This is a genomic window from Psychroflexus sp. S27, assembly GCF_002810405.1.
Lineage (GTDB): Bacteria > Bacteroidota > Bacteroidia > Flavobacteriales > Flavobacteriaceae > Psychroflexus > Psychroflexus halocasei_A.
The window spans coordinates 17,143-43,492 of sequence record NZ_NEXQ01000019.1 but is presented as its reverse complement, the minus strand read 5'-3'; the positions used below and the strand labels follow the sequence as shown (position 1 = coordinate 43,492).

The following is a 26,350-nucleotide window of genomic DNA, read 5'->3' as shown; positions in this document are numbered from 1 at the left end:
AAAGAAAAACTTTATGAGGTTTCAACAATCAACTAATATAACTAAAATAAAAAGAGACAATCACTCCTCTTTTACTGGTCTAAATCAAGAACTATACCATTCAAGATTTATTGTGTTATCAATCAAAATCATCTGAAATAACTTTATAATTCGGGTCTTCTAGAATGTTGACATCTATAATTTCGTCTGCATTTTTCAACAATTTTCGACAATCTGGGCTCAGGTGTTTTAAATGAACAGTTTTACCTAATTTTTGGTAACGTTCTGTCAATTTATTTAAAGTTTCGATGGCTGACATATCGACAACACGACTTTCATGAAAATCTATCACAATTTCGTCTGGATCGCTTTTAATATCAAATTTTGAATTAAAAATAGTCGTTGAACCAAAAAACAATGGGCCGTAAATTTCATAATGTTTAACACCATTTTCGTCAATTCGCTTTCTTGCTCTAATACGTTTCGCATTATCCCAAGCAAAAACAAGTGCTGCTATAATAACACCTACTAAAACAGCCAAGGCCAAATTATGAAGTAAAACTGTAACAACAGTCACCAATATCATGACCATAACATCAGACTTTGGCATTCGACGTAAAGTTTTAAAACTCGCCCACTCAAAAGTTCCAACAGCTACCATAATCATCAGTCCTGTCAGTGCAGCCATTGGAAGTTGTTCAATAATATTAGCACCGTACATAACGAAGATCAATAAAGCTATTGCAGCAATTATTCCTGATAACCTTGCTCTAGACCCTGAAGATATGTTGATTAAACTTTGTCCAAGCATCGCGCAACCACCCATTCCAAGAAAGAATCCTGATAAAATATTTGCACTACCTTGAGCAATTGCTTCTTTGTTACTTTTACCCCTAGTTCCAGTAATTTCATCAATAATATTAAGTGTCAACAAGCTTTCAATAAGACCAACCCCTGCAACTATTGCAGAATATGGTAAGACCATTAAAAGTGTATCTATAGTAAAAGGAATATCAGGAACCGATGGAATCGGAAAACCACCAGAAACAGAAGCGATGTCACCAACTGTAGAAGTTTCAATACCAAAGAAATAAACTAATCCGAAAATTACTAAAATAGCAGCTAAGCCTGGAGGAAAAGCCTTAGTCAATTTAGGAAGCGTCCAAATAATGAGAATTGTCAATGCAACCAATCCTAAAAACATATATAGTTGTTCCCCTTGCATCCAAGGTGATCCTTTTACAGTACTATCAACAGTAAACTGAGGAAGCTGAGACATGAAAATGATGATCGCTAAACCATTCACGAATCCAAAAATAACAGGTTGAGGCACCAAACGCATCAATTTACCAAGTTTCAAAAAGCCTGCAATCATTTGAATGATTCCTGCTAATATCACTGTAATAAAGACATATTGAGTGATTTCATCAATAGTGATGTCAGGGTTCATAGATTTTAATGTTTCTACCAGACCCAAGAAAACGACAGCAACAGCTCCTGTTGCTCCAGAAATCATACCTGGGCGACCACCGAAAATTGCAGTTATAATACCCATTATAAAAGCAGCATACAAACCAGTTAATGGTGACAAACCTGCTATGAGCGCAAATGCAACTGCTTCAGGAATAAGAGCTATGGCAACAGTAAGACCAGAAAGAACTTCGATCTTGTAATCAACTTTTTGTTTAAAATCAAAAAGGTTGAATATTTTTTGCATAGCCTTGTTTCTAAAATTTAGCGTGCAAAAATAGTATTTTTTTTAACACAAAAAACAGAAGATTTATATTTATGAAAGTATTGTGAAGTTAACTTTTATAAAAATTCGTTTCTAAAGATGAATTATGCTTTCTGTGGACTGATGATTTTGACATTCTGAAACTGAATCGCACCTTTTACAACTGCTAATATCAGCTTTTGAAGTGCTTCTACCAATTGAATTTTTAATTGATTTTTATGATGAATAATACTTATTTCTCTCGCGGGATAAGGTTTAGAAAATTGAACAATATTCGATGTCTTTTTCTCTGGTAAATCTAAACTGTGTAAATACGGCAATAGTGTCATCCCAAGGCCTTCATCTGATAAACGCATCAAAGTTTCAAAGCTTCCACTTTCCAAAAAGAATTTTCTATCATTTGCTTCTGAATTAACCGTTTTGCATAAATTTAAAATGTTATCCTTAAAACAATGTCCATCTTCCAATAACAAAATTTCATCTGGAATTAAATCACTTTCTTTAATTTCTTTTAGATTAGAAAGTCTATGATTTTGAGGAATATAAGCCACAAAAGGCTCGTAATAGACCGGTTTCTCAACAATAAATTCATCTTCTAAAGGTGTTGCAGCTATGCCTGCATCAAGTTGACCTTTCTTGATTCTCTCTATCATCACATCAGTTGTCATTTCCTCAATCTTGAGATTGACTTTAGGATAGCGATTCACAAAAGCTTTAAGAAACATCGGTAGTAAAGTTGGCATCACAGTCGAAATAATGCCGATGTTAAACTCTCCGCCTATAAATCCTTTTTGTTGGTCAACGATATCTGAAATTCTGTCACTTTCATTGACAATATTTTTAGCTTGTTCAATAATTTGAACACCAACAGCTGTCAACTCTATAGGTTTTTTCGATCTGTTGAAAATTTTCACATCCAACTCGTCTTCAAGTTTCTGAACTTGCATACTTAAAGTTGGCTGTGTAACAAAGACCTTTTCTGCTGCTTTTGTAAAATTTTTGGCTTCAGCAACTGCTAAAACATATTTTAATTGCGTGATCGTCATATTATAAAAACCTATTATTAAACCACTAAACTATTAATTAAATTTATATCTATTTCAAAATTCAGAAAAATTTAAAGAACAAAATTTTAATAAGGATCGACATCAATATTTAATCGTACAGACCTAAATTGACTAATTGCTTCAAACTTATCTTGTCCTTTCTTGATGTAATATTTTGTTTTTTCTAATGAATGCTCAGGTGGAATTTTAATCATAATATTTTTATGGTAATTATTCCTGATTCTTAAAACCGGTGGAAATTCTGGTCCTAAAACTTGAGATTTAAATATTTGTCTATAAAATTTTGCCAGCCAATCGGAAGCTTCATTCACCATATTAAAATCTCGTGATTTTAAAGTAAATTTTACCAAGCGATAATAAGGTGGGTATTTAAAATGCTTACGATCATGAAGTTGTTCTTGAAACATTTTCTTGTAATCATAAGTTGTTACTTGTTGCAATATCTGATGATGCGGATTGTAAGACTGTATCAAAACTAAACCTTGCTTTTTAGTTCGGCCTGCGCGTCCTGCAACTTGCGTTAATAAGTGAAAGCAACGTTCATGCGCTCTAAAATCAGGAAAATTTAATAACGAGTCTGCATTCATAACACCCACAAGATTCACATGTCTAAAATCAAGACCTTTACTCAACATTTGTGTACCAACTAAAACATCAATTTCTTTATTCTCAAAATCACTAATTAAGTCTGCATAAGCTGTTTTGCCTCGTGTTGTATCTTGATCCATTCGCTTGACAACAGCATCAGGAAAAAGTGCTTTTGCCTCGGTTTCAATCTGTTCTGTACCAAATCCTTTTGTCGTAATATCCTTACTTCCACAAGCCATGCATTTAATTTGCATTGCAATGTGGTAACCACAATAATGACAGCGCAAAGTGTTATTATTTTTGTGATAAGTCAAACTCACATCACAGTTTGGACACTGCGGAGAATGACCACAATCATTACATTCAAGAATTGGAGAATAACCTCTTCTATTTTGAAATAAAATAACCTGTTCTCCATTTTTCAAAGTCTCTTCCATCTTCAGAAGTAAATCTTCTGAGAAGTGACCTTTCATTTTTTTCTTTTTGTAACGGTCTTGTAAATCAACAATATTAATCACTGGCGCTAATACATCACCGTATCTCTTGGTTAAATTCGTATAAGCATACTTCCCTATTTTAACGTTATAAAGACTTTCAAGACTTGGTGTTGCCGTACCTAACAAGGTTTTTCCCTGATGTAAATGAGAAAGAACAATCGCCGAATCTCTAGCTTGATAACGCGGCGCGGGATCATATTGTTTAAAACTTATTTCATGCGATTCGTCAACAATAACAAAACCTAAATTTTGAAAAGGTAGAAAGATAGAAGATCGCGCACCAATAATGATCTTTCCTTTTGTTCCGTTAAGAACATGCATATAAGCTTCCACCCTTTCGTTGACAGAGAATTTACTATGAAAAACAATAACTTGATCTCCAAAATAAGCTTGTAACCTCGTGATAAGCTGCGTTGTTAAAGCAATCTCTGGCAAAAGATATAAAACCTGTTTGCCCTCTTTAATGTATTGCTCAATCAGATGGATGTAAATTTCTGTTTTACCAGAAGAAGTTACACCTTGGAAAAGCGTGATATTTTTATTTTCAAAATTTTCTTCTATTTCCTGAAAAGCTTGTTGCTGTCGAGAGCTCAATTTTATCTCTTTATCTTCAAAAATAGATTCATCAAAACCAACACGGTCTTGTCGTAATTCATATTCTTCAAGAATGTCTTTATCAATTAAAGCTTTGATGACACCATCTGAAACCTCAGCTGCTTTTTTTAGTGATTTTCTGTTTATTCTTTTTTGAGTTGCCTCAAGACTAAACATTTTCAAGTAAACTTCTTTTTGTTTTGTCGCATTTGACAAATCTTCTAAAGTTTTCTCAACAGCTTCTTGAGATTTATATTGATGATGAATCCGAAGATATTTCAGTATTTTAGGTTTGTATTGCTTATTCAGCTCTTGATTAATCATAATCAAGTTCTTCTCAACCATTTTATTTAAAGAAGGAAAAATCGTTTTTTTCCCAAGAATAGACATGACATCTGATGTTTTTAAAGCAGATTGCATTTCTAAAGCATCCATCAAAAAAACTTCTTCATCAGTTAAATCTTGTTCTAAATTTGCATCAGGATGACGCGTGATTACCGTTTCGCTTTCTATCAAAAAAGCACTTGGTAAAGCCGCTCGCAAAACCTCGCCTAATCGACAGAGATAATAAGAAGCAATCCATTCAAAAAATTGAAGCTGAGAATGTGTGACAATTGGTTTTTCATCGATAACATCTTCAATCATTTTTGCTTCATAATGTAGAGGTTTATTATCGTGAATTTTGTAAACAACAGCTGTGTAAACTTTTGTTTTACCGAAAGGAACGGCGACACGCATGCCAACTTTTACGCGCTCTGCAAATTCATCTTGCAGAATATAAGTAAATGAATCTTGCAACGGAAGTGGCAAAATAACGTCAATATATCTCAATCGATTTTATTTTTGAATATTGATTTATTTCTAAAAAATTATTGACCTAGCATGGCTTCTTTCAGGTCTTCGTCTCCAGGATTTTCAGTCAACCAAATTCCGAATAAAGCTTTTTTAAATTCAAACCCTTTAATTTGGCCTGTTTCTTTTCCGTTTTTATAAACTATAACACCATGTTTAGGTTGATAAGTCAAATCAAAGACATCTCCTTTCTGAATTTTCTCATCAAAAACGCTAATGAATTTATCTATTTTTTCTCTAATTGGCTCTTTATTCCCTTGAGTTGATTTATCAAATCCATTTTCAATAGCATCAATCATTCTTTTACTGGTTATCATCCCTGAAACAATATGCAACTGAATCCCCATCGTCTCATCAGCATTGATTATTTTTTGTGCATTTGAAGATTTTGCTTTCAAATATAAACCGCTTACATACATATCCATCCAGAATTTCTCTCGAACACCTGCGCCATTTAAAACAACTTCATCTTTTCCAAAAGATGTTTTTTCTGGTAAAGTAATTCCTGAAATTTCAGTTTGTGCAATGCTTGACAAACTAACAAACGCGATGCAAAGAATTGATAATATAGGTTTCATAAATCATGGTTTTAAATTAATTTCTATTTCGCAAACGATATAAAGCACCGTTAAGTTCGAAGCCTAAAAGTAAAACATTTGCATTAAGCCAAATGTATAACATTAAAATTAAAAGTGTTCCTATCGAGCCGTAAAGCTTGTTGTAAGAATTGAAATTTTCAACATAAATTGTGAATAAATATGTCGTGACAATAATTAAAATTGTTGTAAAAATTGAACCAACAGAAAAAAATCGAGAACGACGTCCTTCTCGTGTTCCGAAATAATAAAGCACTGATATTATGACGGTTAACATGAAAACAAAAATTAAATATCGTCCAATTTGGGCGTAAATCAGATTGTCATCAAGCATCCTCAAATTTCTGAATTCTTCGATTAAATAGGTTAAATAAATTGTCGCAATCACTGTGATTAAAACTAAAATGGCGATAATAATTGCAACACCAACAGCAACGACATATTGCCGAATAATCGTTCTGTTCACAACCGTGTGATATGAAAATTCAAAACTTGTAAAAATTGCATTGACGCCATTTGCCATCAAAAAAATGGATAAAATAAATACAAATGACAGTAAACCTCCTCTTGGGTTGTTGGCGATATCAAAGAAAATATCTTCAAAAAAACCTGTGGTTTGAGGCGGAATGATACTTTCGATAAAACTCAAAAGTTCAGTTTGAAAATCAGCGATAAACCACACAAAAGGAATTAAGTTTAAAATAAATAGCAAAAAAGGAAAAATTGCCATAAAAAAACTAAAAGCAATTGAACTTGCTCGTGTTGAAAAAGTTCCTTTTATAATTCCAACAAAATAAAGTTTTAGTAAATCATAAACCGATAAACCTTCTAATCCAGGTAACTTCAAACGATGCAGCCACAAGGCAATACGTGATAAGATTGACTGAGGACCTATATGATTAGATTTCTTCGGCTTTTTAGGCATTATAAAACTGCTTTTAAGCTTAAGTCTAAATTATAGACAGAATGTGTTAAGGCTCCTGAAGATATAAAATCTACGCCACATTCTGCATATTTTGATGCTGTTTTTAAAGTAATATTTCCGCTAGATTCTGTCAAGCATCGCTTATCAATTATATCTACAGCTTTTTTGGTATCTGCGTAATTAAAATTATCAATTAATATGCGATAAACATCTTTATGAGACTTCAATATTTCTTCAATTTCATTTAGATCTCTCGCTTCAACAATTATTTTTAAATCTAAATTTCTCTCTTTTAAATAAGCTTTAGTTTTTGCGATAGCTTTTGTAATTCCACCAGCGAAATCAATATGGTTGTCTTTCAACATAATCATATCATAAAGCGCGTAGCGATGATTAGCTCCTCCTCCAATTCTTACAGCCCATTTTTCAAGAACACGAAGACCAGGTGTTGTTTTTCGCGTGTCTAAAATTTGTGTTTGAAAAGGTTTTAAAACTTCAACAAATGAATTTGTTTTAGTTGCAATAGCACTCATTCTCTGCATTGCATTTAACATCACACGTTCAGTCTTCAAAATGCTTTGACTCCTTCCTTTAACTCGAAAAGCAAGGTCTCCTTTCTTCACTCTGTCTCCGTCTTTTAATAAGGCTGTAAATTCAATATCCGCATCAACAGTGTGAAAAATACGTTGAGCAAAATCAATTCCTGCGATAATGCCATCTTCTTTCACCAACAAATTTGCTTCTCCAACGGCGTCTTCAGGAATGCAAGCCAACGAAGAATGATCGCCATCACCGATATCTTCGGCAAGCGCTATTTTGATAATCTGATTGATTTCTTTTTCAAATTGTTCTTCACTAAGCATGACTTCTCTATTTTTGTCTCACAAATCTAAGCTTTTTAAAGAAATGCACATCAATTTAATCGTCATTGGTAAAACAGATCAGTCTTCAGTTCGTGAGTTAGTTAATGAATATCACAAGCGTATTCAACATTTTACGAAGTTTAATATGATTGAAATTCCTGATGTCAAAACAAAAAAAAATACATCAGAAAAAGAACAGAAAGCTAAGGAAGCAGAGTTAATTTTAAAACATATCAATAAAGCTAGCGTGACAGTTTTGTTAGATGAAAAAGGAAAGGAATTCACCTCAGTTCAGTTTTCTAGCTTCCTTCAAAAGAAAATGAATACAGGGATTAAAACGCTTAATTTCATCATTGGTGGTCCTTATGGCTTTGACCAAAGTATTTATGATCAAAACTTTCAGAAAATAGCCTTATCAAAAATGACTTTTTCACATCAGATGATTCGTATTTTTATGACAGAACAAATTTATCGCGGCTTTACAATTTTGAATAATTTACCTTATCATCACCATTAAAAAAACGCTTGTTAATAATCCCAAAAAAGTCAATAAGCTTCTGAATTATGCTAAGACTATTTTAATACATTTGTAAAAAATTGACCTCATGGAAACTGTGATTGAAAAACCACAAACAGAAACCAAACAAAGAACAGGAAAACCTAAATGGTTGCGCGTTAAGCTTCCAACTGGTAAAAAATATAGAGATCTTAGAAATCTTGTTGACAAATACGATTTGCATACAATCTGTACTTCAGGCAGTTGCCCAAACATGGGAGAATGCTGGAGTGAAGGGACTGCAACATTTATGATACTCGGTAATATTTGTACACGCTCCTGTGGATTTTGTGGCGTTAAAACTGGAAGACCTGAAGATGTTGAGTGGGATGAACCTGAAAAAGTTGCACGTTCAATAAAGCTGATGGGCGTTAAACATGCCGTGGTCACTTCAGTAGATCGTGATGATTTAAAAGACATGGGATCAATCATTTGGGAGGAAACCGTGAAAGCAATAAGGAGAATGAACCCAAACACAACTCTTGAAACTTTAATCCCTGATTTTCAAGGAAATACAAAAAACATAGATCGTATTATTAAAGTTGCTCCTGAGGTTGTCTCTCACAACATGGAGACTGTTAGACGTTTGACACGTGAAGTCAGAATTCAGGCAAAATACGATAGAAGTTTAGAAGTTTTACGTTACCTAAAAGCTGAAGGTATTAACAGAACTAAATCTGGTATCATGCTTGGCTTAGGCGAAAAAGAAGAAGAAGTGATTCAAACTTTAGAAGATTTACGCTCTGTTAATGTTGATGTTGTCACAATTGGTCAGTATTTGCAGCCAAGTAAAAAACATCTTCCTGTTCAAACATTTATCACACCTGATCAGTTTAAAAAATACGAAACAATCGGAAAAGAATTAGGCTTCCGTCATGTTGAAAGTTCTGCGCTTGTGAGATCTTCATATAAAGCTCAAAAACACCTAGAATAAAATGTCACAAAAAATCAGATTAGCCATCAATGGGTTCGGACGAATTGGCCGCAGTTTATTTAGGTTGGCTTTTGATCATCCTAACTTTGAGATTGTCGCGATCAATGATTTAGCTGATGCCAAAACGCTGGCGCATCTTCTTAAATATGATAGTATTCACGGTGTTTATGACAAAGAAGTCACTAGTGATAATGACAACATTATTATTGGCACTAAAAAAATTGCTTTAACTAACACTAAAAATATTTCTGAACTTAATTGGACAAAATATCAAATTGATGTTGTTGTAGAAGCAACTGGGAAATATAAAACTGAAAAAGAATTACAAGATCATCTTTCTGCTGGAGCAAAAAAAGTTTTACTCACAGTTCCATCATCTGATGATTCTGTTAAAATGATTGTCCTTGGTGTGAATGATCATTTAATTGACAAAAATGACAAAATTCTTTCAAATGCTTCATGTACAACTAATAATGCAGCGCCTATGTTGAAAGTGATTCATGAAAAACTAGGTGTAAAACATGCTTATATTTCAACAGTACATTCATTTACATCTGATCAAAGTTTACATGACCAACCACATCGCGATTTAAGACGCGCGCGTGCTGCATCTCAATCCATTATCCCTACAACTACTGGCGCGGCTAAGGCCTTGACCAAAATTTTTCCTGAACTCAGTGATGTCATTGGTGGCTGCGGTATTCGGGTTCCAGTACCAAATGGATCACTCACAGATATGACGCTTAATATCAAAAAGAAAACGAGCATCGAAGAAATTAATCAGCTTTTTAAAGATGCTTCAGAGAATGGATTGAAAGGAATTTTAAAATACACAGAAGATCCAATTGTTTCTGTTGATATCATTGGTAATCCATATTCTTGCACTTTCGATGCAGGTATGACATCTGTTATTGATGGTGACTTAATTAAACTTATTGGTTGGTATGATAACGAAAGAGGTTACAGCAACAGGCTTATTGATTTGATGCTAAAAATGAATTCATAAATTCAGTAATCGATTTCATTATTTCTTTTTCTTGCTCGAAAAAATCAGATTTGATGGGTAAATGATAAAGTTCTCCATCTTTAAAATAAGATTTTAAACGCATGAAGTCTTTAGTTGTTGTCAATATTTTTTTCTTCTTGTTTTTTATATCTTCAATTTCATTTTCGGTGAAATGATGATGATCAGGAAATTTTTGATGTTCAAAATTCGTATTGATTTTATTTAAATAGTCAATTAAAGGTTTTGGTTTCGCAATGCCTGTCACTAAAATAAAATCATCAATTTCTGACAAACTGATTTCTTTTTTTAATGAATAAATGTTGTCATCATAATTAATTTTTGAAAAGAAAACTTGTTGATGTTTTTTTGGTTTCAATCGATTCTGAATTTCATTTCTTTGTTTTTCTGACAACTTAGATGGGCATTTTGTGACAATGATAATATCTGCACGCTTAGCAGCGACAACAGAATCACGTAGATTACCCGCAGGCAAAAGAAAATCATCAAAATATAAGTTATCAAAGGTGGTGAGTAAAATATTAAATCCTGCTTTAACTTTTCTATGCTGAAAAGCATCATCTAACAAAACCGCATCAAGTCTTGGATATATTTTTTTCAGTTGCTCAATTCCATTCACGCGGCTTTCATCAACCGCAATGATTTGATTTGGGAAATTCGTTTTAAACTGCAAAGGTTCATCGCCAACATCAGCAGCCAAACTTTCAGACCGAAGCTCAACAAAACCAGAAGTTTTTCTTTTATAACCACGACTCAAAGTGGCAATTTGATAATTTTCTTTTAGTTGACGCATCAGAAATTCGATCATCGGCGATTTACCTGTTCCGCCTAAACTGAGGTTTCCTACACAAATGACAGGAAAATCGAATTCACGAGATTTTAAAATGCCTTTATCATATAAAAAATGCCTCATTCGAATAATGAGACTATACAGAGCAGAAAAAGGAAGTAATAAAAGTCTGATATATTTCATAAATGCTAAAATAAAATTTAATTTTATGATTTTTGAGAAAACAATGAAGATAAAAGAAATTACAAATTATTTAGAGGAAATCGCACCACTTAACTACGCTGAAGATTTTGATAATGTTGGCCTTTTAGTTGGCGATGCAAACATTGATGTTTCAGGAGTTTTAGTGACTTTAGACACTTTAGAAAAAGTTGTTGAAGAAGCCATTGAGAAAAATTGCAATCTCATTATCAGCTTTCATCCTATTATTTTTGGTGGCTTAAAAAAACTGACTGGAAAAACTTATGTTGAACGTGTTGTTCAGAAAGCGATTAAAAATGATATTGCGATTTATGCAATTCATACAGCTTTAGATAACCACAAAAATGGCGTCAACGATCAAATTTGCAACAAGCTAGGCTTGATCAATAGAGAAATTCTTGTTCCACAAGAAGGCACCATAAAAAAGTTGACAACTTATGTTCCTAACGAAAATGTTGAGGAAGTTCGAGAAGCTCTATTTACCGTTGGCGCAGGTTCAATAGGAAATTACAATCATTGTAGCTTTAACATTAAGGGAGAAGGGAGTTTTTTACCAAACGAAAATGCTGATCCACACACAGGACAAAAAGGTCAATTGCATCTGGGTGAAGAAACGCAAATCAATATTACTTTTGTAAAACATTTAGAAAGTCAAGTTTTAAAACAACTTTTTAAAGCGCATCCGTATGAAGAAGTCGCCTACGAAATCACTTCTTTACACAATAAAAATCAAGATATTGGTATTGGCATGATGGGCGAATTTGAAAAAGAACTCCCTATTGAGGAAGCTATGAAAAAAATAAAGTCAATCTTTAATACAAAATCGATTAGACATTCAAAATTTCATCAAGAAAAAGTCAAGAGTATTGCAGTTTTAGGTGGAAGTGGCGCCTTTGCCATCAACAATGCAATCGCTAAAAAAGCTGACATTTACATGACGGCTGATATGAAATATCATGACTTTTATAAAGCTGAAAACAAAATAACTTTAGTCGATGTCGGACATTATGAAAGCGAACAATACACAAAAGACTTATTATGTGCCCTACTTCAGAAAAAATTTCATAATTTTGCAATCGTTTTATCAAATATAAATACCAATCCAATTCAATATTTTTGATTATGGCAAAGAAAAAAGAGGTTACAGTAGAAGAGAAACTTAGAGCGCTGTATGATTTACAGCTGATTGATTCGCGTATTGATGAAATCAGAAATATGCGTGGTGAATTACCTCTTGAGGTCGAGGATTTAGAAGATGAGATTGCTGGCTATTCAAAAAGAATTGAAAAGTTAGAAGAAGATCTTGTTTCAGTTGATGAAAACATTAGCGCTAAAACTCACTTTATCAAAGAAGCTGAATCGATGATTAAGAAATATAAAGATCAGCAAGATAACGTTAGAAATAACAGGGAATTTGATGCTTTGTCTAAAGAAGTTGAATTTCAAGAATTAGAAATTGAATTAGCTAACAAACACATCAAAGAATTTAAGGCTCAAAAAGAACACAAAAAAGTTGTACTTGATGAAACCAAAGAACGCATTGAAGAAAGAAAAGCACATTTAGACCATAAAAAATCTGAATTAGATAACATTCTTAGCGAAACTGAAAAAGAGGAAAAAGCTTTGATTGAAAAAGCTGATAGCTTCAAGAAAAGTATTGAAGAGCGTTTGGTTAAAGCTTACGACAGAATTCGTAAAAGCGTTAAAAATGGTTTAGCCGTTGTGACTATTAAAAGAGGTGCGTCTGGTGGATCATTCTTTACAATTCCGCCGCAAGTTCAAGTAGAAATCGCTGCAAGAAGAAAGGTGATTATCGATGAGCACAGTGGTCGTATTTTAGTTGACCAAGTTTTGGCCGAAGAAGAAACTGACAAAATGAATAAGATGTTTAAGAAATTAAGCGCTTAATCAATTTTTCATATAAAAGTTAAAAAGCCGTTTTGAAAATTCAAAACGGCTTTTTTTATATCTAAATTGAAATAATTACACTAAATTAAAGTTCTTTAAATTAGCTTTTATTCTTTCTTGAATATTTTCGACAGATGCTTTTATAAATTCTTTTCCAGTGATTTTCTCATAAAGTTCAATATATCGCTGACTTACACTTTCTATATATTCTTCAGGTAAATCAGGTATTTCTTGACCTTCTAAGCCTTGAAAACCATTTTCAATCAACCATTCTCTCACAAATTCTTTTGAAAGTTGCTTTTGTTTATGTCCACTTTTCTGGTATTCTTCATAAGTATTCAAGTAAAAATATCTTGATGAATCTGGCGTATGAATTTCATCAATCACCAGGATTTCACCATCTTTATTTTTACCAAACTCATATTTAGTATCGACTAAAATCAAACCTCGATCCTTAGCAATTTCAGTTCCGCGTTTAAATAGTTTCAGCGAATAATTTTCTAAAATTTCATAATCTTCAGCAGAAACAATATTTTGTTTAAGTATTTCTTCCTTTGAAATATCTGTATCATGATCACCTTGATCAGCTTTGGTTGTTGGTGTAATAATCGGGTGTGGCAACCTGTCATTTTCCTTTAATCCGTCAGGTAAAGTCACGCCACAAACTTGACGTTTTCCAGCTTTATATTCTCGCCATGCATGACCAGCCAAATAAGCTCTCACAACCATTTCAACTTTAAAAGCTTCGCATTTTTGCCCAATTGCAACATTTGGATCTGGTGTTGATGTCAACCAATTCGGAACATCATCAGAAGTTGCATCAAGCATTTCTTTAGCGATTTGATTTAGGATTTGACCTTTGTAAGGAATCCCTTTTGGTAAGACAACATCAAAAGCACTTAAACGATCTGTTGAAACAATGACGATTTGATCATCTTTTAAGCTATAAACTTCCCTGACTTTTCCTTTATAAAAATCAATCTGATTTTCAAACTGAAGGTTTGTTTCTAGTAAAGTGGACTTCATATATTTAATTATCAATTGTTTTGTAGGCAGCAATGACTTTTTTAACTAATTTATGCCTGATAACATCTTTATCACTGAGGTAAATAATACCAATGCCTTTCACTTGTTTTAAAACTAAAATAGCTTCTTTCAATCCTGAAACTGCACGTTTTGGTAAATCCACTTGACCAGGATCTCCAGTAATCATGAATTTTGCGTTACGTCCCATTCTTGTCAAAAACATTTTCATTTGAGCATGTGTTGTATTTTGTGCTTCATCCAAAATCACAAAAGCATTATCTAGAGTTCTGCCTCGCATAAATGCCATTGGCGCAATTTGGATTGTACCTTTTTCTATGTAACTTTCCAAGCGTTCATGTGGTATCATATCTCGCAAGGCATCATATAAAGGCTGCATATAAGGATCTAGTTTCTCTTTTAAATCTCCTGGTAAAAAACCAAGATTTTCACCAGCTTCAACAGCAGGCCTCGTCAATATTATTCTTTTGACTTGTTTATTTTTTAAAGCATGAACCGCCAAAGCAACGCCAGTATAAGTTTTACCAGTTCCAGCAGGGCCGATAGCAAAAACCATATCATTATTACGCATGAGATCAACTAACTTTCTTTGGTTTGGCGTTTGTGCCTTAATTTGTCGGCCACCGACTCCATGAACTAAAATATCACTCGCTTTTTCAGAAGATTGATAATCCGCTTTTGATTGACTTGTTAAGATTTGCTCAATACTATTTTCATTTATTTCATTATATCTTTTGAAATAGTCTGTCAACATTTGAAAGCGTTTCTCAAATTCGTCTAGCATTTCTTTATCGCCGTAAGCTTTAACAACATTGCCACGAGTCACAAGTTTTATCTTAGGAAAGTATTTTTTTATCAGATCAAAATTTTGGTTATTTTGACCAAAAAAGTCTTTGGGATTTAATTCGGAAAGTTCTAAAATAAGTTCATTCAAAAGCCTTAAAATTTGTGTATTATTAATTAAATTCGCAGGACAAATTTAGCGAAAAAACATCACAAAAAGCTTTTAAACGATTAACAAAATATGAAATGTCAATTTTAACTTTAACAACAGATTTTGGGCTTAAAGATCACTCTGTCGCTGCTGTTAAAGGTGCGCTTTTGAGCGAGTTAGATCATCCTCATATCGTAGATATTTCACATTTAATTTCTCCATTTCATATCACTGAAGCTGCTTTTGTGATTAAGAATGCTTATCATAATTTTCCGAAAGGAAGCATTCATATTATCGGAGTTGATTCTGAATTAACGCCAGAAAATAGACATCTCGCTATTTATCTTGATGGACATTATTTTATTGCTGCCAACAATGGTATTTTATCATTATTAGCATTAGATGTCAAACCTGAAGAAATTGTAGAAATAAACATACATGATAGAATTGAAACGAATTTTACTGTTTTAGATATCTTTGTCAAAGTTGCTGCACACATTGCTCGTGGAGGTAATCTTTCTGTGATTGGCCGTAGGCTAGATGAAATCAAGCAAATGACCAATATCACACCGATTATCAATCAGGATTCTTCGCAAATTATTGCGCACGTGATTTACATTGATAACTTTGGGAATGTTGTCACTAATGTGAGAAAAAAAGATTTTCATCACATTGCAAAAGGTCGAAAATTTGAGATCAAAGCAAGATCGAATGTTTTCAAAAAGATTCATGATTCTTATAGTGGCGTCGTTGATTTTTCTGTTCCAAAAGAAGAACGTGGTTCAGAGGATGGCAGACAGCTGGCTTTGTTTAACTCATCTGAGTTTTTAGAGCTTGCGATCTATAAGAGCAATCCATTAACTGTTGGTGGCGCTTCAAGCTTATTCGGATTAAAACTTCGTGACACGATCACAATAAATTTTGAAAAATGATTGTTAGAGTTGTAAAAATGATATTTAAACCTGAAGCAATTGAAGATTTTAAATTAATTTTTGAAACCTCAAAAAATAAAATAAAATCGCAAAAAGGCTGCTTATATTTAAGCATGCTTCAAGATATTAAAGAGCCGCAAGTATTTTTCACATACAGCTATTGGGACAATGAAGAGGATTTAAACAACTACAGAAAATCAGAATTATTTGGCTCAGTATGGCCAAAAACTAAAATGTTATTTGCAGACAAGCCAGAGGCTTGGAGCCTACACCAACATTCAGAATTAACTTAATATGTTCGCAATTTTAAAAAAGGAATTTAATTCGTTTTTCAGCTCAACTATTGGCTATCTGATCATATCTATATTCCTGATCGCCACTGGCTTATTTATTTGGGTTTTTGACTCTAACTTTAATTTATTCAATTACGGCTATGCGAATCTTACGCCTTTTTTTGAATTAATGCCATGGATTTTTATATTCTTGATTCCAGCAATTTGTATGAAAAGTTTTTCTGACGAAATTAAACAGGGTACAATAGAACTGCTTTTCACAAAACCAATTAGCACAAGAGCCATGATTTATGGCAAATTTTTAGGTGCATTCTCGCTTTCAACGATTGCTGTAATCCCAACTGTAATTTATATTTTCAGTATTGATGCCTTAAAGCAAGCAACTTCTATTATTGATTATAGCGCAATTGCAACTTCTTATCTTGGTTTACTTTTAATGATCGGCGCTTTTGTCAGCATCAGTCTTTTTAGCTCAGTGTTGAGTAAAAATCAGATTTCAGCATTTATTATCGGTGTATTTATATGCCTTATTATGTTTTTTGCTTTCGCTGGCCTGAGCACATATCAGATTTTTGCATCAGAAATTTACGGTATTGAATATTTAAGTTTAAGCTACCACTATAAAGCGATGAGCCGAGGTGTTATTGATACACGAAATATCATATACTTAGTCTCTATCAGTATTCTATTTTTAGAATTAACAAAAGTCAAACTTGAAAAATTAAGACAATAATGAGCAAAAGTTTCAAACATATATTGGGCTTAATTATATTTCTTGTTTTGATTAATATCACTTCATCAAGTTTTTTTGTACGACAAGATTTTACACATGATAAGCGTTACAGCCTTTCAAATTATTCACAAGTATTAACTGATAAACTCAACAAATCCGTTCATCTTGAAATTTACTTAAACGGTGATATGCCTAGTGAATACAAAAGGTTACAAAGAGAAATCAGATACCTTTTAGAAGAGTATGCTGCTTACAACCCATTGATTAAATTCAGTTTTATCAATCCCATAGATGATGGCAAAAATGCCATGGAGGTTGCCAATCAATTTTATCAAAATGGCATGTCGCCAAAGGTTCTTAACCAGATGAAAAACGGAGAGATGAGTGAAAAAATTATTTTTCCGTGGGCAGTCGCTAGTTTTGGTGAACAAAAAATTCCGGTTTCATTATTAAGTAAAAACACGCAAGTTGACACTGAAAATTTAATCAATACATCAATTCAAGAAATTGAATACCAAATTACAAATGCTTTAAAAATTCTGACTCAAAATAAGTCTAAAAAAATTGCAATTATCAAAGGTCAAGGAGAGCTTGAAGACATGTATATCGCGGATGCTTTTCGTTCGCTAAAAAATTATTATTACATAGCTCCTTTTACTTTAGATTCGGTTCAAAGTAATCCTCAGAAAACTTTTGAAGAACTTTCTGATTTTGATTTAATCGTTGAGGCAAAACCTCAAAAAGCTTTTTCAGAAGAAAAAAAACACCTTATTGATCAATACATTATGCAAGGCGGTTCAGCAATTTGGTTGACAGAACATGTTACTGCTGAGCAAGACAGCTTGATGAAAAATCAGAGTTTATTTGCCTTACCTAAAGATTTAAACTTACACGATTTATTTTTTGAATACGGTATTCGCATCAATCCGCAATTGGTGAAAGATTTGTATTGCGCGCCCATAAGTTTAGCAACAGGAAGTGGAAGAGATACTGAGATCAACCAATTCCCATGGTTATATGCGCCTTTATCCCAACGGAATCAACCGCATATTATTACTAAAAACTTGTTGCCGATTAAGTTTGATTATGCAAATCCAATCGACACACTTAAAAATGATTTAAAGAAAGAAATCCTATTACAAAGTTCTCCTTTATCGCAAATTGTTGGCGTACCTAAAGAAATCAATTTAAATCTTATTCAACAAAAGCCGAATCCTGAAGATTTTAGAAATGATAGACAAAATCTCGCTGTTTTGGTCGAAGGCGAATTTAAGTCTGCTTATAAAAACAGATTAAAGCCCTTTGATTTAAACAATCAAAAAGATGATGGTGTTTTCACTTCTCAAGCTTTTATCTCAGATGGTGATGTGATTAAAAATGAAGTCAGCAAAGGTGAAATTCTAGAGTTAGGTTTCGATAGACTTTCAGGAAATGCTTATGGCAACAAACAGTTTTTAGTCAACCTCACAAATTATATGCTTGGCGATAAAGACCTTGTTTCACTTAGAAATAAATCTATCAAAACTGCAAATTTTGATCAGGCTAAGGTCAAAAATTCAAAAACAAAATGGCAAATCATTAATATTGCTCTTGCTCCTTTTCTTATGATTGTTTTTGGCGCCCTAATGTTTTTCCTTAAAAGAAGAAAATACGTTAAGTCTTAAAATGAATTAATAAGTATTAGAAAATAAAATCAAAATAGCTTTTAAATTTATTCTTTATAACAAATTTAAAAGCCGTTTTATATAAATCAATCTATTTTTCTACAAAATCAATCACTATTGATGTGATAAAGTTGATTTGTTCATCATCAAGTTCAGTATGCATAGGCAAAGAAATGACTTCTTTTACCAGTTGATTAGTCACAACAAAATCTTTTTCATTATAACGTTCATCAGCATAAGCTTTTTGTAAATGCAATGGAATTGGATAATAAATACCGTGAGGAATTCCTTTTTCTTGTAAATGCTTTGCTAAAGCATCTCGTTTTCCGTTGGTTATTTTCAAAGTATATTGATGGAAGACATGGCAATCACAAGTGTCGCAAATACTATTTTTGACGTCGCATTTTTTATTTGTCGTTGTAACAGGTGTTTTGATAAACTCACAATTTTCAAAAGCCTTTGAATAAGCTCGAGCTGCATTTTGTCTTGCAGCATTAAATTCATCTAATTTTTTAAGCTTAATGTTTAAAATTGCAGCCTGAATACTATCTAAACGTGAGTTAACACCAACAACATCATGGTGATATCGCTTGTACATACCATGGTTAACGATTCCTCTGATTGTATGCGCTAAATCATCATCATTTGTGAAAATTGCACCACCATCACCATAGCAACCCAGGTTTTTTGAAGGAAAGAAAGATGTCGCACCAACATCACCAATCGTCCCAGCTTTTTGTTGACTTCCATCTTTAAAAGTGTAATCAGCCCCAATGGCTTGCGCGTTATCTTCTATCACTTTAAGATCGTGTTTTTTAGCAAGCTCCATCACAGTATCCATATTAGCAACGTGACCAAAAAGATGCACAGGAACAATTGCTTTTGTGCGTGGTGTAATTGCTTTTTCTATGGCAGAAATATCTATATTAAAATCATCAGGATCAACATCGACTAAAACTGGCGTCAAACCTAAAAGCGCAATCACTTCAACAGTTGCCGCAAAAGTAAAATCAGCAGTAATAACTTCATCACCTGGTTTTAAGCCAAGTCCCATCATTGAGATTTGTAATGCATCTGTCCCATTTGCACACGGAATCACATGTTTAACATCTAAGTAAGCTTCTAAGCTTTTTTGAAAATCTTGAACAGCAGGACCATTAATATAAGCTGTTGAATTCACAACATCCATAATTGCTTGATCAACTTCAGACTTTATATGGGTATATTGACCTTTGAGGTCAACCATTTGTAATTTTTTCATACCTTCAATTTAGCTTCAAAAATACGAAAATCTGACTTCTTAGTGTTATCATTTTTTATAAAGCTGTATTTTTGTCAAAACCAAAGACAGATTTACACAATAGCAGTCAATATATTCAAAAGTTTACTTCCCCTTTTAGCTAAAGCAAATAAAAGCATTGCTAAATTTTATCAAGGAAGAAAAAACTTATTTCAAAAACTCGAAAAAGACACGCGACATTTAAATAATCCTATTTGGATTCACGCAGCTTCCTTAGGCGAATATGAACAAGCTGTTCCTTTAATTGAAGTTTTTAAAAGCAAAGGCTATGAAGTCGTTGTGAGTTTTTTTTCTCCTTCGGGATATGACATCAAAAAAAATGATAACCTTATTGATGTTGCAACTTACTTGCCTTTAGATACAAAGTCAGACATGCAAAAATTTGTAAAAATCATCAATCCGAAAATGGCATTGTTTATCAAATATGATGTTTGGCCAAATTTGATGAAAATTCTGAAGCAAAAAGATATCCCGACTTACTTAATTTCTGCCAATTTTAGAGAAAATCAAATTTACTTTAAATGGTATGGCAACTTCTTTTTAAAAGCACTTCAAAGTTTTGATATAGTTTTTGTTCAGAATAAAGAAAGTGAAAAACTTGCTCAAGAACTTCATTTAAAATCTATTGAAATTTCAGGTGACACAAGATATGATCGCGTCATTAAGCAATTAACTTATAACAATCATATCGACAGGATTGATGAATTTATCAACAATAAACTTTGTACAGTTTGCGGCAGCACTTGGCCTGAAGACGAAGAGGTTTTATCAAAAGTTATTAATAAGAGTAAAGAACAAGAAAAGTTCATCATTGCGCCTCATAAAGTTGATGCAAATCATATTAAAGATATTGAGCAGTTACTTCAAAAAAAGAGCATCTGTTGGTCAGAAATTGAACCAGAAACCAATTTAAATACTTTCCAAATCTTAATTATTGACTGTATTGGCTTATTGACAAAACTCTACAGTTACGCTGATATCGCTTATGTTGGCGGTGCGATTGGACAAACTGGTTTGCACAATATTTTGGAACCAGCTTGTTTTGGAAAACCAGTTATATTTGGACATCATCACGATAAATTTCCTGAAGCACAGGAATTAATCAATGCAAAAGCAAGCTTTGACATTAAAAATCATGAAGATCTAAAAACGATTTATCAACGCTTGAAAAACTCTGATCAATTAAGACAAGGGATCGGTAAAAACGCAAAAGCATTTATTGAGAAAAATGCAGGTGCAACTGATTTAATTATGAGACAAATAATAGATTAAACCGTGATTGCTTGATTCAGATAATTTCTAAAAGGCAATAAAACTTTATATTTTTCAATTAAAAAATCTTCAAACTCAGAAGAAAAAATGAGATCCTTTGATATGGAAGTTTCTACGAAAAAACTTTTTAACCTCAATATGTCAATATGCTGATGTTCTTTTGAATAAGATTTAGGTGTCGTTTTTAAACTGTGACTTTTATCAAGCTCACCAAAATGCTTTTTAAAATTTTTAGTATTCAATATTGCTTTAAAATCTTCACCATTATAATCAATAGCTTCACGTACACTTTTAAGTATTTTAGATGGCGGTTTATAAAAACCAGAAGCTAAGAAGCTTTCATTAATACCTAAATGCAAATAGAAATCGCAATGTTTTGGTTTCTTGTCAAAACCAATTCCGAAATGGTCTTTATAAGGCGGCTTATTAGGGTGATAAAGCAAATTATTATTGATCCGATTCAAGGCTTTATTACCTGGCAACGAAAAATAATCAGGATCAATTTCTGCAAATTTTGCATCCATTTTATTGCACCATAAAATTAAATCTTGACGGATTTTTTGATACCAATCACGATTTTTATCCATCCAATCTTTATGATTATTGGCATTTAATTTTTTTAAAAATTGAAAAGCTTCTTGAAAATCCATTTATCGAATTTCTTTAAGTTGTGATTTTAATTCTTCCATTGAGGATTCTAATTTTCTAAGCACAGAGTTTTCCGCATTTGCATCTAAACTGAAAGTCAATTTACTTGAAACTTCCCAAACTTCAAGCACGCGTTCTGGTTCTACAAAAATAGGTGGATATTCTGGATTTTCAGAAATTAAAACCAATTCTTCACGCTTCGGATTGATGCTGATGCGTTTAACCAATACTGAATCATCAAGAACAACAACGTACATTCTTTGAGTTGATGCATCTTCAATTGAATCTAAAGCCTTTGCTAAAACCCAATCACCTGGTTGTAAATTTGGCAACATACTATTTCCTTCAACCTGAAAACCTCTATAAGTTGAGTTTCTAAATTGCGGGATTGGCATATTAAAGGCTGGTAACTTTTTATACCAAGAGGTATCCTGAATATTACTTGGATAACCTGCGGCTGCTTTCTGGCTTACTAAAAGCATATTCTCCTGGTCGTCATCTTCAGTGGTAATCACTTTTGGCATGGTGTTAAAACCTGACGTTTTAAGGTATTTACTTTCGCTTTTGCCATAAAGCCACAACGGATTTATTTTATATAAATCTAATAACATTGCAACAGCTTCACCTGTAATACGTGTTTTTCCTCTTTCAATATCTGCAGTTGTATTTCCGATATTCAGAAATTCTGCAAACTCAGATTGCGTGTGGCCAAGATCTTGGCGAATCCTTTTAAAACGCTGGGATTCAATAGGTAGTTTTGATTTCATATCCAAATATAATCAAACTTTGGAAATAATCCAATAATCCTATAAAATTCCATTATCTAAAGAATCGCCAATCGATTTTCAATGAAAAAACATTTGAATAAAGCGCGCCACTTTGGTCTCCTAAATCAGTTAAAGCATAATCGATTTGAATTCCTCTATACTTGAAACCAACACCAAAATTCGGTTGAAAACTCACAGATTCAGAATTATCAATTTGAACTTCATTTTGGAAATTACCAACACCACCACGTAAATAAACCATATTGATGTAGCCGACCTCAAAGCCAAAAGCAGGATCAATACTGAAGTTTGAAGTTGAAATAATATCATTTGTTTCTACAAAGCGCGTATTGAGATTCAAAGCCGTCGTTAAACTGAAATCTCTTCTAATTTCAAAAGAACGCGCAATCCCTAATTCTAATTTCGGTAAAGTGATTTCTGTTGTTTCTGGCATCGTCTGATTCTGACCAGGAACCGCGCTGCTGATTTTATCAAACTCTTCCTCATCAATTTGCCAAGTGTTGTAAGTTGTTGTGATATCACGTGCCATCACACCAAATTTCCAATCTTTATTTTGGAATTGAATTCCGGCATCAAAACCAAACCCCCAAGCATTGGCAAAGTCACCAATCACGCGACGAATCACTTTTGCATTAATTCCATAAGAAAAACCTTCAAGTTTAAGATTTCGCGCGTAAGAAACCGTAAAAGCATAATCTGCTGTAGAAAATAAATCAATGCGATTATAATCAATATTCCCTTGATCATCAATTAATTGCGTTGTGTCCAAAATATCATCAACACCAAAACGAATTACACTAAAACCAAAAGCACTGACATCATCAATAGGCGCAGCGTAACCTGCATAATTATAAGTTGCAATATTCGCGAAGTAATTGGCATGCATCAAGCCCAATTGGTTATCTTCAAGCTGTGTTAATCCAGCTGGATTCCAATAAACAGAATTGACATCGTTAGTAAAAGCCGTCAGTGTATTCGACATTCCAAAAGCACGAGCATCTACACCAATATTCATAAATTCATTTGAATATTTACGTGCCGTTTGACTCATCGCGAGTTGGCTGATGAATAAAATACAACACAATAATAAAAGTTTACGCAAATCTTTTTTATTTTAAAACTTAAAAAGCTCAAATATATTGTCTTTTGAGAGTTTAGAAATCAAATCAAAGAAGTATTTATTGAACTTCTTGACAAAAAGTTGAAATCTATTCGAAAAAACTCATTAAACTTGTACTCCTAAAGTGAAATTAAATCATGAAGAAACACATCCCAAACTTAATTACTTTCGGAAATCTTTTTGCAGGAAGCATTGCCTGTTTATATGCTTTTCAGGCAGATTTTCTGTGGGCATTTATTTTTATGTTTATCGGTATTTTCTTTGATTTCTTTGATGGTATGGCTGCAAGGATTTTGAATGTAAAAAGTGAACTCGGTTTACAGTTAGATTCTTTGGCTGATATGGTTACAAGCGGACTTGTGCCAGGCATTGTGATGTTTCACCTCATCGGAAAGAGCGTAAATCCTGATTTTTCTTTTCAAGAATTTGATTTTGCTTCAGTCGATGTAGTCGCTCTTTTTGGATTTTTAATCACATTAGGCTCGGCTTATCGCTTAGCGAAATTTAATATTGATACGCGTCAAACTGATGCTTTTATAGGATTACCAACACCTGCAAATGCAATTTTTATTACAAGTTTAGCGATGAGCATTCAAGATTTATCTTTCCTTCAGAATGTTTATGTATTGTGTTTAATTAGCGTTTTATCATACTACATTCTTAATGCGGAAATTAAATTAATCGCTTTAAAATTCAAGAATCTTAATTTGAAAGAAAATTGGTATCGCTTTTTGTTGATATTAATCAGCGTTGTTTTAATTATCAGTTTACAATTTCTTGCAGTTCCGATGATTATCGCTTTTTATATTATTCTGTCTATTATTATATCAAAAAAAGAAGCTTAGCCTCTTCTTCTTGTAACAGCAAATAAGAAAATAAATAAAGCTAAAAACTGAGCCACGCGCGGAATTACATTTCCATATTTCACATAAAAAGTCATCTCATTATAAAGAGGAACCTCCGCTGAAATTGCTGTTTTTTCATCATATTTAGTTTTAGAAATCACTGACCCATCTCTATCTATAAATCCAGAAATACCAGTATTTGCTGACCTTGCCACTGCTCTTCGTGTTTCAATAGCTCTGAGTTTTGCATAACTCCAGTGCTGTTGATGACCTTGTGTATCTCCCCACCACGCATCATTTGTAATAATGGTTAAAAGCGTCGCCCCGTTTTTAACATAATCGGTAACATATTCACCGTAAACGGATTCATAACAAATAATTGGTGCCACGGCTTCTGTTTCTTCAACATTAAACACATCACGGTTTTCTTGTGTGGTTTTTGTTGCAACAGTTCCGCCCAAATCAATCATGATGTCACCCATTAAAGGCTGTAAAATTCCTTTGTAAGGGAAGTTTTCAACACCAACAACGAGTTTAGATTTATGATAAAACTCTGCTGGAGAATTTGCTGATTGAAATACAGCTGAATTAAAATCATTGTACCACAAACCTTCTTTAAGAAAATTACTTTGTAATGTTAGATCAGGTTTTCTGTGAATTAAATCATAAGCTGAAATACCATATAAAACCTCAGCTTGAGGATTTTTTTTCAAAATTTGATTCCCAAAATAATTCGCTTGAGAAACCTCAAAATCAGACCATTGTGTACCACTTGCAAAAACGGTTTCTGGCGCGAGAAACAATTGCTTTTCTCCTGGCTCGATATAAGGTTCAGAAAGCTCTAAAAGTAAATCTTTAATATCTGCATCTGTTAAAGCATATTTATCAGCATAAGGATCGATATTGGGTTGAAGAGCAATTGTTTCTAGATGTGATGAAGCCTTTAAATCAGGTTTAATTAAGAAACTGGCAAGAATTGGCAAACCAATAAATAAAACCAAACGCAAGGCTAAACGGTAAAGAATGCTGCGATCTTTAAATTTTTTAAAAAGTAAAACTGATTTAAAAATAGTAAAGTTGACAATTAAAACCCATAAACTTCCTCCGAAAACTCCAGAATATTCATACCATTGGATCAAACTTGTTGTTTCAGAAAAAACATGTCCTAAACTTAACCAAGGCCATGAAAAATCCCATATAAAATGAAGTTGTTCAAAACTCAACCACAAGCAAATAAAGAATGTCGCTGAGGCTAAAAAATTGAGCTTTGTATAGATTTTAGAATAAATAAAAAACACTAAAGTCATTAACAACGAATTGACTAAAACGGCAAAAAGCATCCCAAATGCTGTGGAATAATAAAGCCAATAAGTTGCGATAAAATTCCAGATCAGGAAGCTGAAATAAACAGACATGAAAAAAGGAAAACCTGTTTTTCCTTCTAAAACTTTCTTTTCAGCAATGAGTAATAATGGAACAAATGCAACAAAAATAAGTGGGGAAAAACCGTAAGTTGGCCATGCTAGTGCGAGCAACAAACCAGTTGATAAAAAATATAAAAAAGCTTTCAAATCCTTTGTATTATGGGAGAAACAAAAATGTTGAATATTTTCACAACAGGAAAGTGATATTAGTTTTTTATTTCTAATTATTTGTTAAATTTGCGAG

General features: G+C 33.0%; 25 protein-coding genes. 11 read left to right on the top strand and 14 right to left on the bottom strand.

Features of this window, described 5'->3' with window-relative positions; genetic code table 11:
- Positions 1-118: 118 nt before the first annotated feature.
- The 6 genes from CAP47_RS02885 to nadC all read right to left on the bottom strand — a co-directional run bounded on the left by CAP47_RS02885 (position 119) and on the right by nadC (position 7,696).
- Positions 119-1,696, bottom strand: coding sequence for a SulP family inorganic anion transporter (locus CAP47_RS02885; RefSeq protein WP_100775307.1), 1,578 nt, complete (start codon positions 1,694-1,696; stop codon positions 119-121).
- A gap of 122 nt (positions 1,697-1,818) precedes the next feature.
- Positions 1,819-2,760, bottom strand: a complete 942-nt coding sequence (locus CAP47_RS02880; RefSeq protein WP_100775306.1) for a hydrogen peroxide-inducible genes activator — start codon at positions 2,758-2,760, stop codon at positions 1,819-1,821.
- Between the two features lie 86 nt (positions 2,761-2,846).
- Positions 2,847-5,291: a primosomal protein N' gene (gene priA, locus CAP47_RS02875; protein ID WP_192869931.1), complete on the bottom strand. Its 2,445-nt coding sequence runs from the start codon at positions 5,289-5,291 to the stop codon at positions 2,847-2,849.
- 38 nt (positions 5,292-5,329) lie between these two features.
- Positions 5,330-5,890 (bottom strand): chalcone isomerase family protein, encoded by a 561-nt coding sequence (locus CAP47_RS02870; protein ID WP_100775305.1) that lies wholly within the window; start codon positions 5,888-5,890, stop codon positions 5,330-5,332.
- 16 nt (positions 5,891-5,906) lie between these two features.
- The gene (locus CAP47_RS02865; RefSeq protein ID WP_100775304.1) at positions 5,907-6,833 is read right to left on the bottom strand and encodes a YihY/virulence factor BrkB family protein; all 927 of its coding nucleotides are present in this window, start codon (positions 6,831-6,833) and stop codon (positions 5,907-5,909) included.
- Positions 6,833-7,696, bottom strand: a complete 864-nt coding sequence (gene nadC / locus CAP47_RS02860) for a carboxylating nicotinate-nucleotide diphosphorylase (RefSeq protein WP_100775303.1) — start codon at positions 7,694-7,696, stop codon at positions 6,833-6,835. The genes CAP47_RS02865 and nadC overlap by 1 nt, the downstream gene beginning before the upstream one ends.
- A gap of 43 nt (positions 7,697-7,739) precedes the next feature.
- On the opposite strand from nadC, the gene rlmH reads away from it, so the two are divergent.
- From rlmH to gap, 3 genes are all read left to right on the top strand, one after another.
- Positions 7,740-8,213, top strand: a complete 474-nt coding sequence (rlmH, locus tag CAP47_RS02855; RefSeq protein ID WP_093241149.1) for a 23S rRNA (pseudouridine(1915)-N(3))-methyltransferase RlmH — start codon at positions 7,740-7,742, stop codon at positions 8,211-8,213.
- 88 nt (positions 8,214-8,301) lie between these two features.
- Entirely contained in the window at positions 8,302-9,186 is an 885-nt protein-coding gene (gene lipA / locus CAP47_RS02850; protein WP_093240984.1) for a lipoyl synthase, read from the top strand.
- Position 9,187: 1 nt separating this feature from the next.
- Entirely contained in the window at positions 9,188-10,192 is a 1,005-nt protein-coding gene (gene gap / locus CAP47_RS02845; protein ID WP_093240989.1) for a type I glyceraldehyde-3-phosphate dehydrogenase, read from the top strand.
- Here the strand turns inward: gap and lpxK are convergent.
- The gene (gene lpxK / locus CAP47_RS02840; RefSeq protein WP_100775302.1) at positions 10,161-11,183 is read right to left on the bottom strand and encodes a tetraacyldisaccharide 4'-kinase; all 1,023 of its coding nucleotides are present in this window, start codon (positions 11,181-11,183) and stop codon (positions 10,161-10,163) included. The two genes, gap and lpxK, sit on opposite strands and share 32 nt — an antisense overlap.
- 43 nt (positions 11,184-11,226) lie before the next feature.
- On the opposite strand from lpxK, the gene CAP47_RS02835 reads away from it, so the two are divergent.
- Together CAP47_RS02835 and CAP47_RS02830 are read left to right on the top strand one after the other, a co-directional pair.
- Positions 11,227-12,321 carry a Nif3-like dinuclear metal center hexameric protein gene (locus CAP47_RS02835; protein WP_100775503.1) on the top strand — a complete coding sequence of 365 codons (1,095 nt, stop codon included), beginning with the start codon at positions 11,227-11,229 and terminating at the stop codon, positions 12,319-12,321.
- Between the two features lie 2 nt (positions 12,322-12,323).
- A complete protein-coding gene (locus tag CAP47_RS02830; protein ID WP_100775301.1) occupies positions 12,324-13,109 on the top strand; it encodes a zinc ribbon domain-containing protein in 786 nt (261 codons plus the stop codon).
- A 75-nt stretch (positions 13,110-13,184) separates the two neighbouring features.
- Here the strand turns inward: CAP47_RS02830 and CAP47_RS02825 are convergent, their stop codons facing one another.
- The gene (locus CAP47_RS02825) at positions 13,185-14,135 is read right to left on the bottom strand and encodes a phosphoribosylaminoimidazolesuccinocarboxamide synthase (protein WP_100775300.1); all 951 of its coding nucleotides are present in this window, start codon (positions 14,133-14,135) and stop codon (positions 13,185-13,187) included.
- Positions 14,136-14,139: 4 nt separating this feature from the next.
- Positions 14,140-15,087, bottom strand: a complete 948-nt coding sequence (locus tag CAP47_RS02820; protein WP_100775299.1) for a PhoH family protein — start codon at positions 15,085-15,087, stop codon at positions 14,140-14,142.
- A 95-nt stretch (positions 15,088-15,182) separates the two neighbouring features.
- Here CAP47_RS02820 and CAP47_RS02815 point away from each other — a divergent pair, with 95 nt between their 5' ends.
- Genes CAP47_RS02815 through gldG form a run of 4 tightly spaced genes read left to right on the top strand, consistent with a single transcriptional unit; the run spans position 15,183 to position 18,709 of the window.
- Complete coding sequence (locus tag CAP47_RS02815) at positions 15,183-16,019, top strand: S-adenosyl-l-methionine hydroxide adenosyltransferase family protein (protein WP_100775298.1); 837 nt, start codon at positions 15,183-15,185, stop codon at positions 16,017-16,019.
- Positions 16,016-16,312, top strand: coding sequence for a putative quinol monooxygenase (locus CAP47_RS02810; protein WP_100775297.1), 297 nt, complete (start codon positions 16,016-16,018; stop codon positions 16,310-16,312). The genes CAP47_RS02815 and CAP47_RS02810 overlap by 4 nt, the downstream gene beginning before the upstream one ends.
- 1 nt (position 16,313) lies before the next feature.
- A complete protein-coding gene (gene gldF / locus CAP47_RS02805) occupies positions 16,314-17,045 on the top strand; it encodes a gliding motility-associated ABC transporter permease subunit GldF (protein ID WP_100775296.1) in 732 nt (243 codons plus the stop codon).
- Positions 17,045-18,709 carry a gliding motility-associated ABC transporter substrate-binding protein GldG gene (gene gldG, locus CAP47_RS02800; RefSeq protein ID WP_100775295.1) on the top strand — a complete coding sequence of 555 codons (1,665 nt, stop codon included), beginning with the start codon at positions 17,045-17,047 and terminating at the stop codon, positions 18,707-18,709. Before gldF ends, gldG begins: the two co-directional genes overlap by 1 nt.
- Positions 18,710-18,800: 91 nt before the next feature.
- On the opposite strand, the gene CAP47_RS02795 is transcribed toward gldG, so the two are convergent.
- On the bottom strand, positions 18,801-19,970 hold the full coding sequence (locus CAP47_RS02795) for a DegT/DnrJ/EryC1/StrS family aminotransferase (RefSeq protein WP_100775294.1): 1,170 nt from the start codon (positions 19,968-19,970) through the stop codon (positions 18,801-18,803).
- Between the two features lie 42 nt (positions 19,971-20,012).
- Here CAP47_RS02795 and CAP47_RS02790 point away from each other — a divergent pair, with 42 nt between their 5' ends.
- A complete protein-coding gene (locus tag CAP47_RS02790) occupies positions 20,013-21,281 on the top strand; it encodes a 3-deoxy-D-manno-octulosonic acid transferase (protein WP_192869930.1) in 1,269 nt (422 codons plus the stop codon).
- Here the strand turns inward: CAP47_RS02790 and CAP47_RS02785 are convergent.
- The 3 genes from CAP47_RS02785 to CAP47_RS02775 are packed head-to-tail and all read right to left on the bottom strand — an operon-like array spanning position 21,278 to position 23,768.
- Positions 21,278-21,931 (bottom strand): DUF2461 domain-containing protein, encoded by a 654-nt coding sequence (locus CAP47_RS02785; RefSeq protein WP_100775292.1) that lies wholly within the window; start codon positions 21,929-21,931, stop codon positions 21,278-21,280. The two genes, CAP47_RS02790 and CAP47_RS02785, sit on opposite strands and share 4 nt — an antisense overlap.
- Complete coding sequence (locus CAP47_RS02780; protein WP_100775291.1) at positions 21,932-22,696, bottom strand: LexA family transcriptional regulator; 765 nt, start codon at positions 22,694-22,696, stop codon at positions 21,932-21,934.
- A gap of 52 nt (positions 22,697-22,748) precedes the next feature.
- Positions 22,749-23,768, bottom strand: a complete 1,020-nt coding sequence (locus CAP47_RS02775; protein ID WP_100775290.1) for a PorV/PorQ family protein — start codon at positions 23,766-23,768, stop codon at positions 22,749-22,751.
- Between the two features lie 206 nt (positions 23,769-23,974).
- Between CAP47_RS02775 and CAP47_RS02770 the strand changes: the two genes are divergently transcribed.
- On the top strand, positions 23,975-24,682 hold the full coding sequence (locus CAP47_RS02770) for a CDP-alcohol phosphatidyltransferase family protein (RefSeq protein ID WP_192869929.1): 708 nt from the start codon (positions 23,975-23,977) through the stop codon (positions 24,680-24,682).
- Here the strand turns inward: CAP47_RS02770 and lnt are convergent.
- Positions 24,679-26,253 (bottom strand): apolipoprotein N-acyltransferase, encoded by a 1,575-nt coding sequence (gene lnt, locus CAP47_RS02765; RefSeq protein WP_100775288.1) that lies wholly within the window; start codon positions 26,251-26,253, stop codon positions 24,679-24,681. The two genes, CAP47_RS02770 and lnt, sit on opposite strands and share 4 nt — an antisense overlap.
- Between the last annotated feature and the right edge of the window lie 97 nt (positions 26,254-26,350).

Excerpts from the sequence above, each read along its gene's own strand:
- CAP47_RS02780 (WP_100775291.1), bottom strand. The coding sequence starts at position 22,696 with ATGAAATCAAAACTACCTATTGAATCCCAGCGTTTTAAAAGGATTCGC.
- CAP47_RS02810 (WP_100775297.1), top strand. The coding sequence starts at position 16,016 with ATGATTGTTAGAGTTGTAAAAATGATATTTAAACCTGAAGCAATTGAA.
- CAP47_RS02770 (WP_192869929.1), top strand. The coding sequence starts at position 23,975 with ATGAAGAAACACATCCCAAACTTAATTACTTTCGGAAATCTTTTTGCA.
- lipA (WP_093240984.1), top strand. The coding sequence starts at position 8,302 with ATGGAAACTGTGATTGAAAAACCACAAACAGAAACCAAACAAAGAACA.
- CAP47_RS02785 (WP_100775292.1), bottom strand. The coding sequence starts at position 21,931 with ATGGATTTTCAAGAAGCTTTTCAATTTTTAAAAAAATTAAATGCCAAT.
- CAP47_RS02880 (WP_100775306.1), bottom strand. The coding sequence starts at position 2,760 with ATGACGATCACGCAATTAAAATATGTTTTAGCAGTTGCTGAAGCCAAA.
- CAP47_RS02835 (WP_100775503.1), top strand. The coding sequence starts at position 11,227 with ATGAAGATAAAAGAAATTACAAATTATTTAGAGGAAATCGCACCACTT.
- CAP47_RS02795 (WP_100775294.1), bottom strand. The coding sequence starts at position 19,970 with ATGAAAAAATTACAAATGGTTGACCTCAAAGGTCAATATACCCATATA.
- nadC (WP_100775303.1), bottom strand. The coding sequence starts at position 7,696 with ATGCTTAGTGAAGAACAATTTGAAAAAGAAATCAATCAGATTATCAAA.
- CAP47_RS02775 (WP_100775290.1), bottom strand. The coding sequence starts at position 23,768 with ATGAGTCAAACGGCACGTAAATATTCAAATGAATTTATGAATATTGGT.
- CAP47_RS02825 (WP_100775300.1), bottom strand. The coding sequence starts at position 14,135 with ATGAAGTCCACTTTACTAGAAACAAACCTTCAGTTTGAAAATCAGATT.
- CAP47_RS02830 (WP_100775301.1), top strand. The coding sequence starts at position 12,324 with ATGGCAAAGAAAAAAGAGGTTACAGTAGAAGAGAAACTTAGAGCGCTG.
- gap (WP_093240989.1), top strand. The coding sequence starts at position 9,188 with ATGTCACAAAAAATCAGATTAGCCATCAATGGGTTCGGACGAATTGGC.
- gldF (WP_100775296.1), top strand. The coding sequence starts at position 16,314 with ATGTTCGCAATTTTAAAAAAGGAATTTAATTCGTTTTTCAGCTCAACT.
- rlmH (WP_093241149.1), top strand. The coding sequence starts at position 7,740 with ATGCACATCAATTTAATCGTCATTGGTAAAACAGATCAGTCTTCAGTT.
- gldG (WP_100775295.1), top strand. The coding sequence starts at position 17,045 with ATGAGCAAAAGTTTCAAACATATATTGGGCTTAATTATATTTCTTGTT.
- lpxK (WP_100775302.1), bottom strand. The coding sequence starts at position 11,183 with ATGAAATATATCAGACTTTTATTACTTCCTTTTTCTGCTCTGTATAGT.
- CAP47_RS02885 (WP_100775307.1), bottom strand. The coding sequence starts at position 1,696 with ATGCAAAAAATATTCAACCTTTTTGATTTTAAACAAAAAGTTGATTAC.
- CAP47_RS02815 (WP_100775298.1), top strand. The coding sequence starts at position 15,183 with ATGTCAATTTTAACTTTAACAACAGATTTTGGGCTTAAAGATCACTCT.
- CAP47_RS02870 (WP_100775305.1), bottom strand. The coding sequence starts at position 5,890 with ATGAAACCTATATTATCAATTCTTTGCATCGCGTTTGTTAGTTTGTCA.
- CAP47_RS02865 (WP_100775304.1), bottom strand. The coding sequence starts at position 6,833 with ATGCCTAAAAAGCCGAAGAAATCTAATCATATAGGTCCTCAGTCAATC.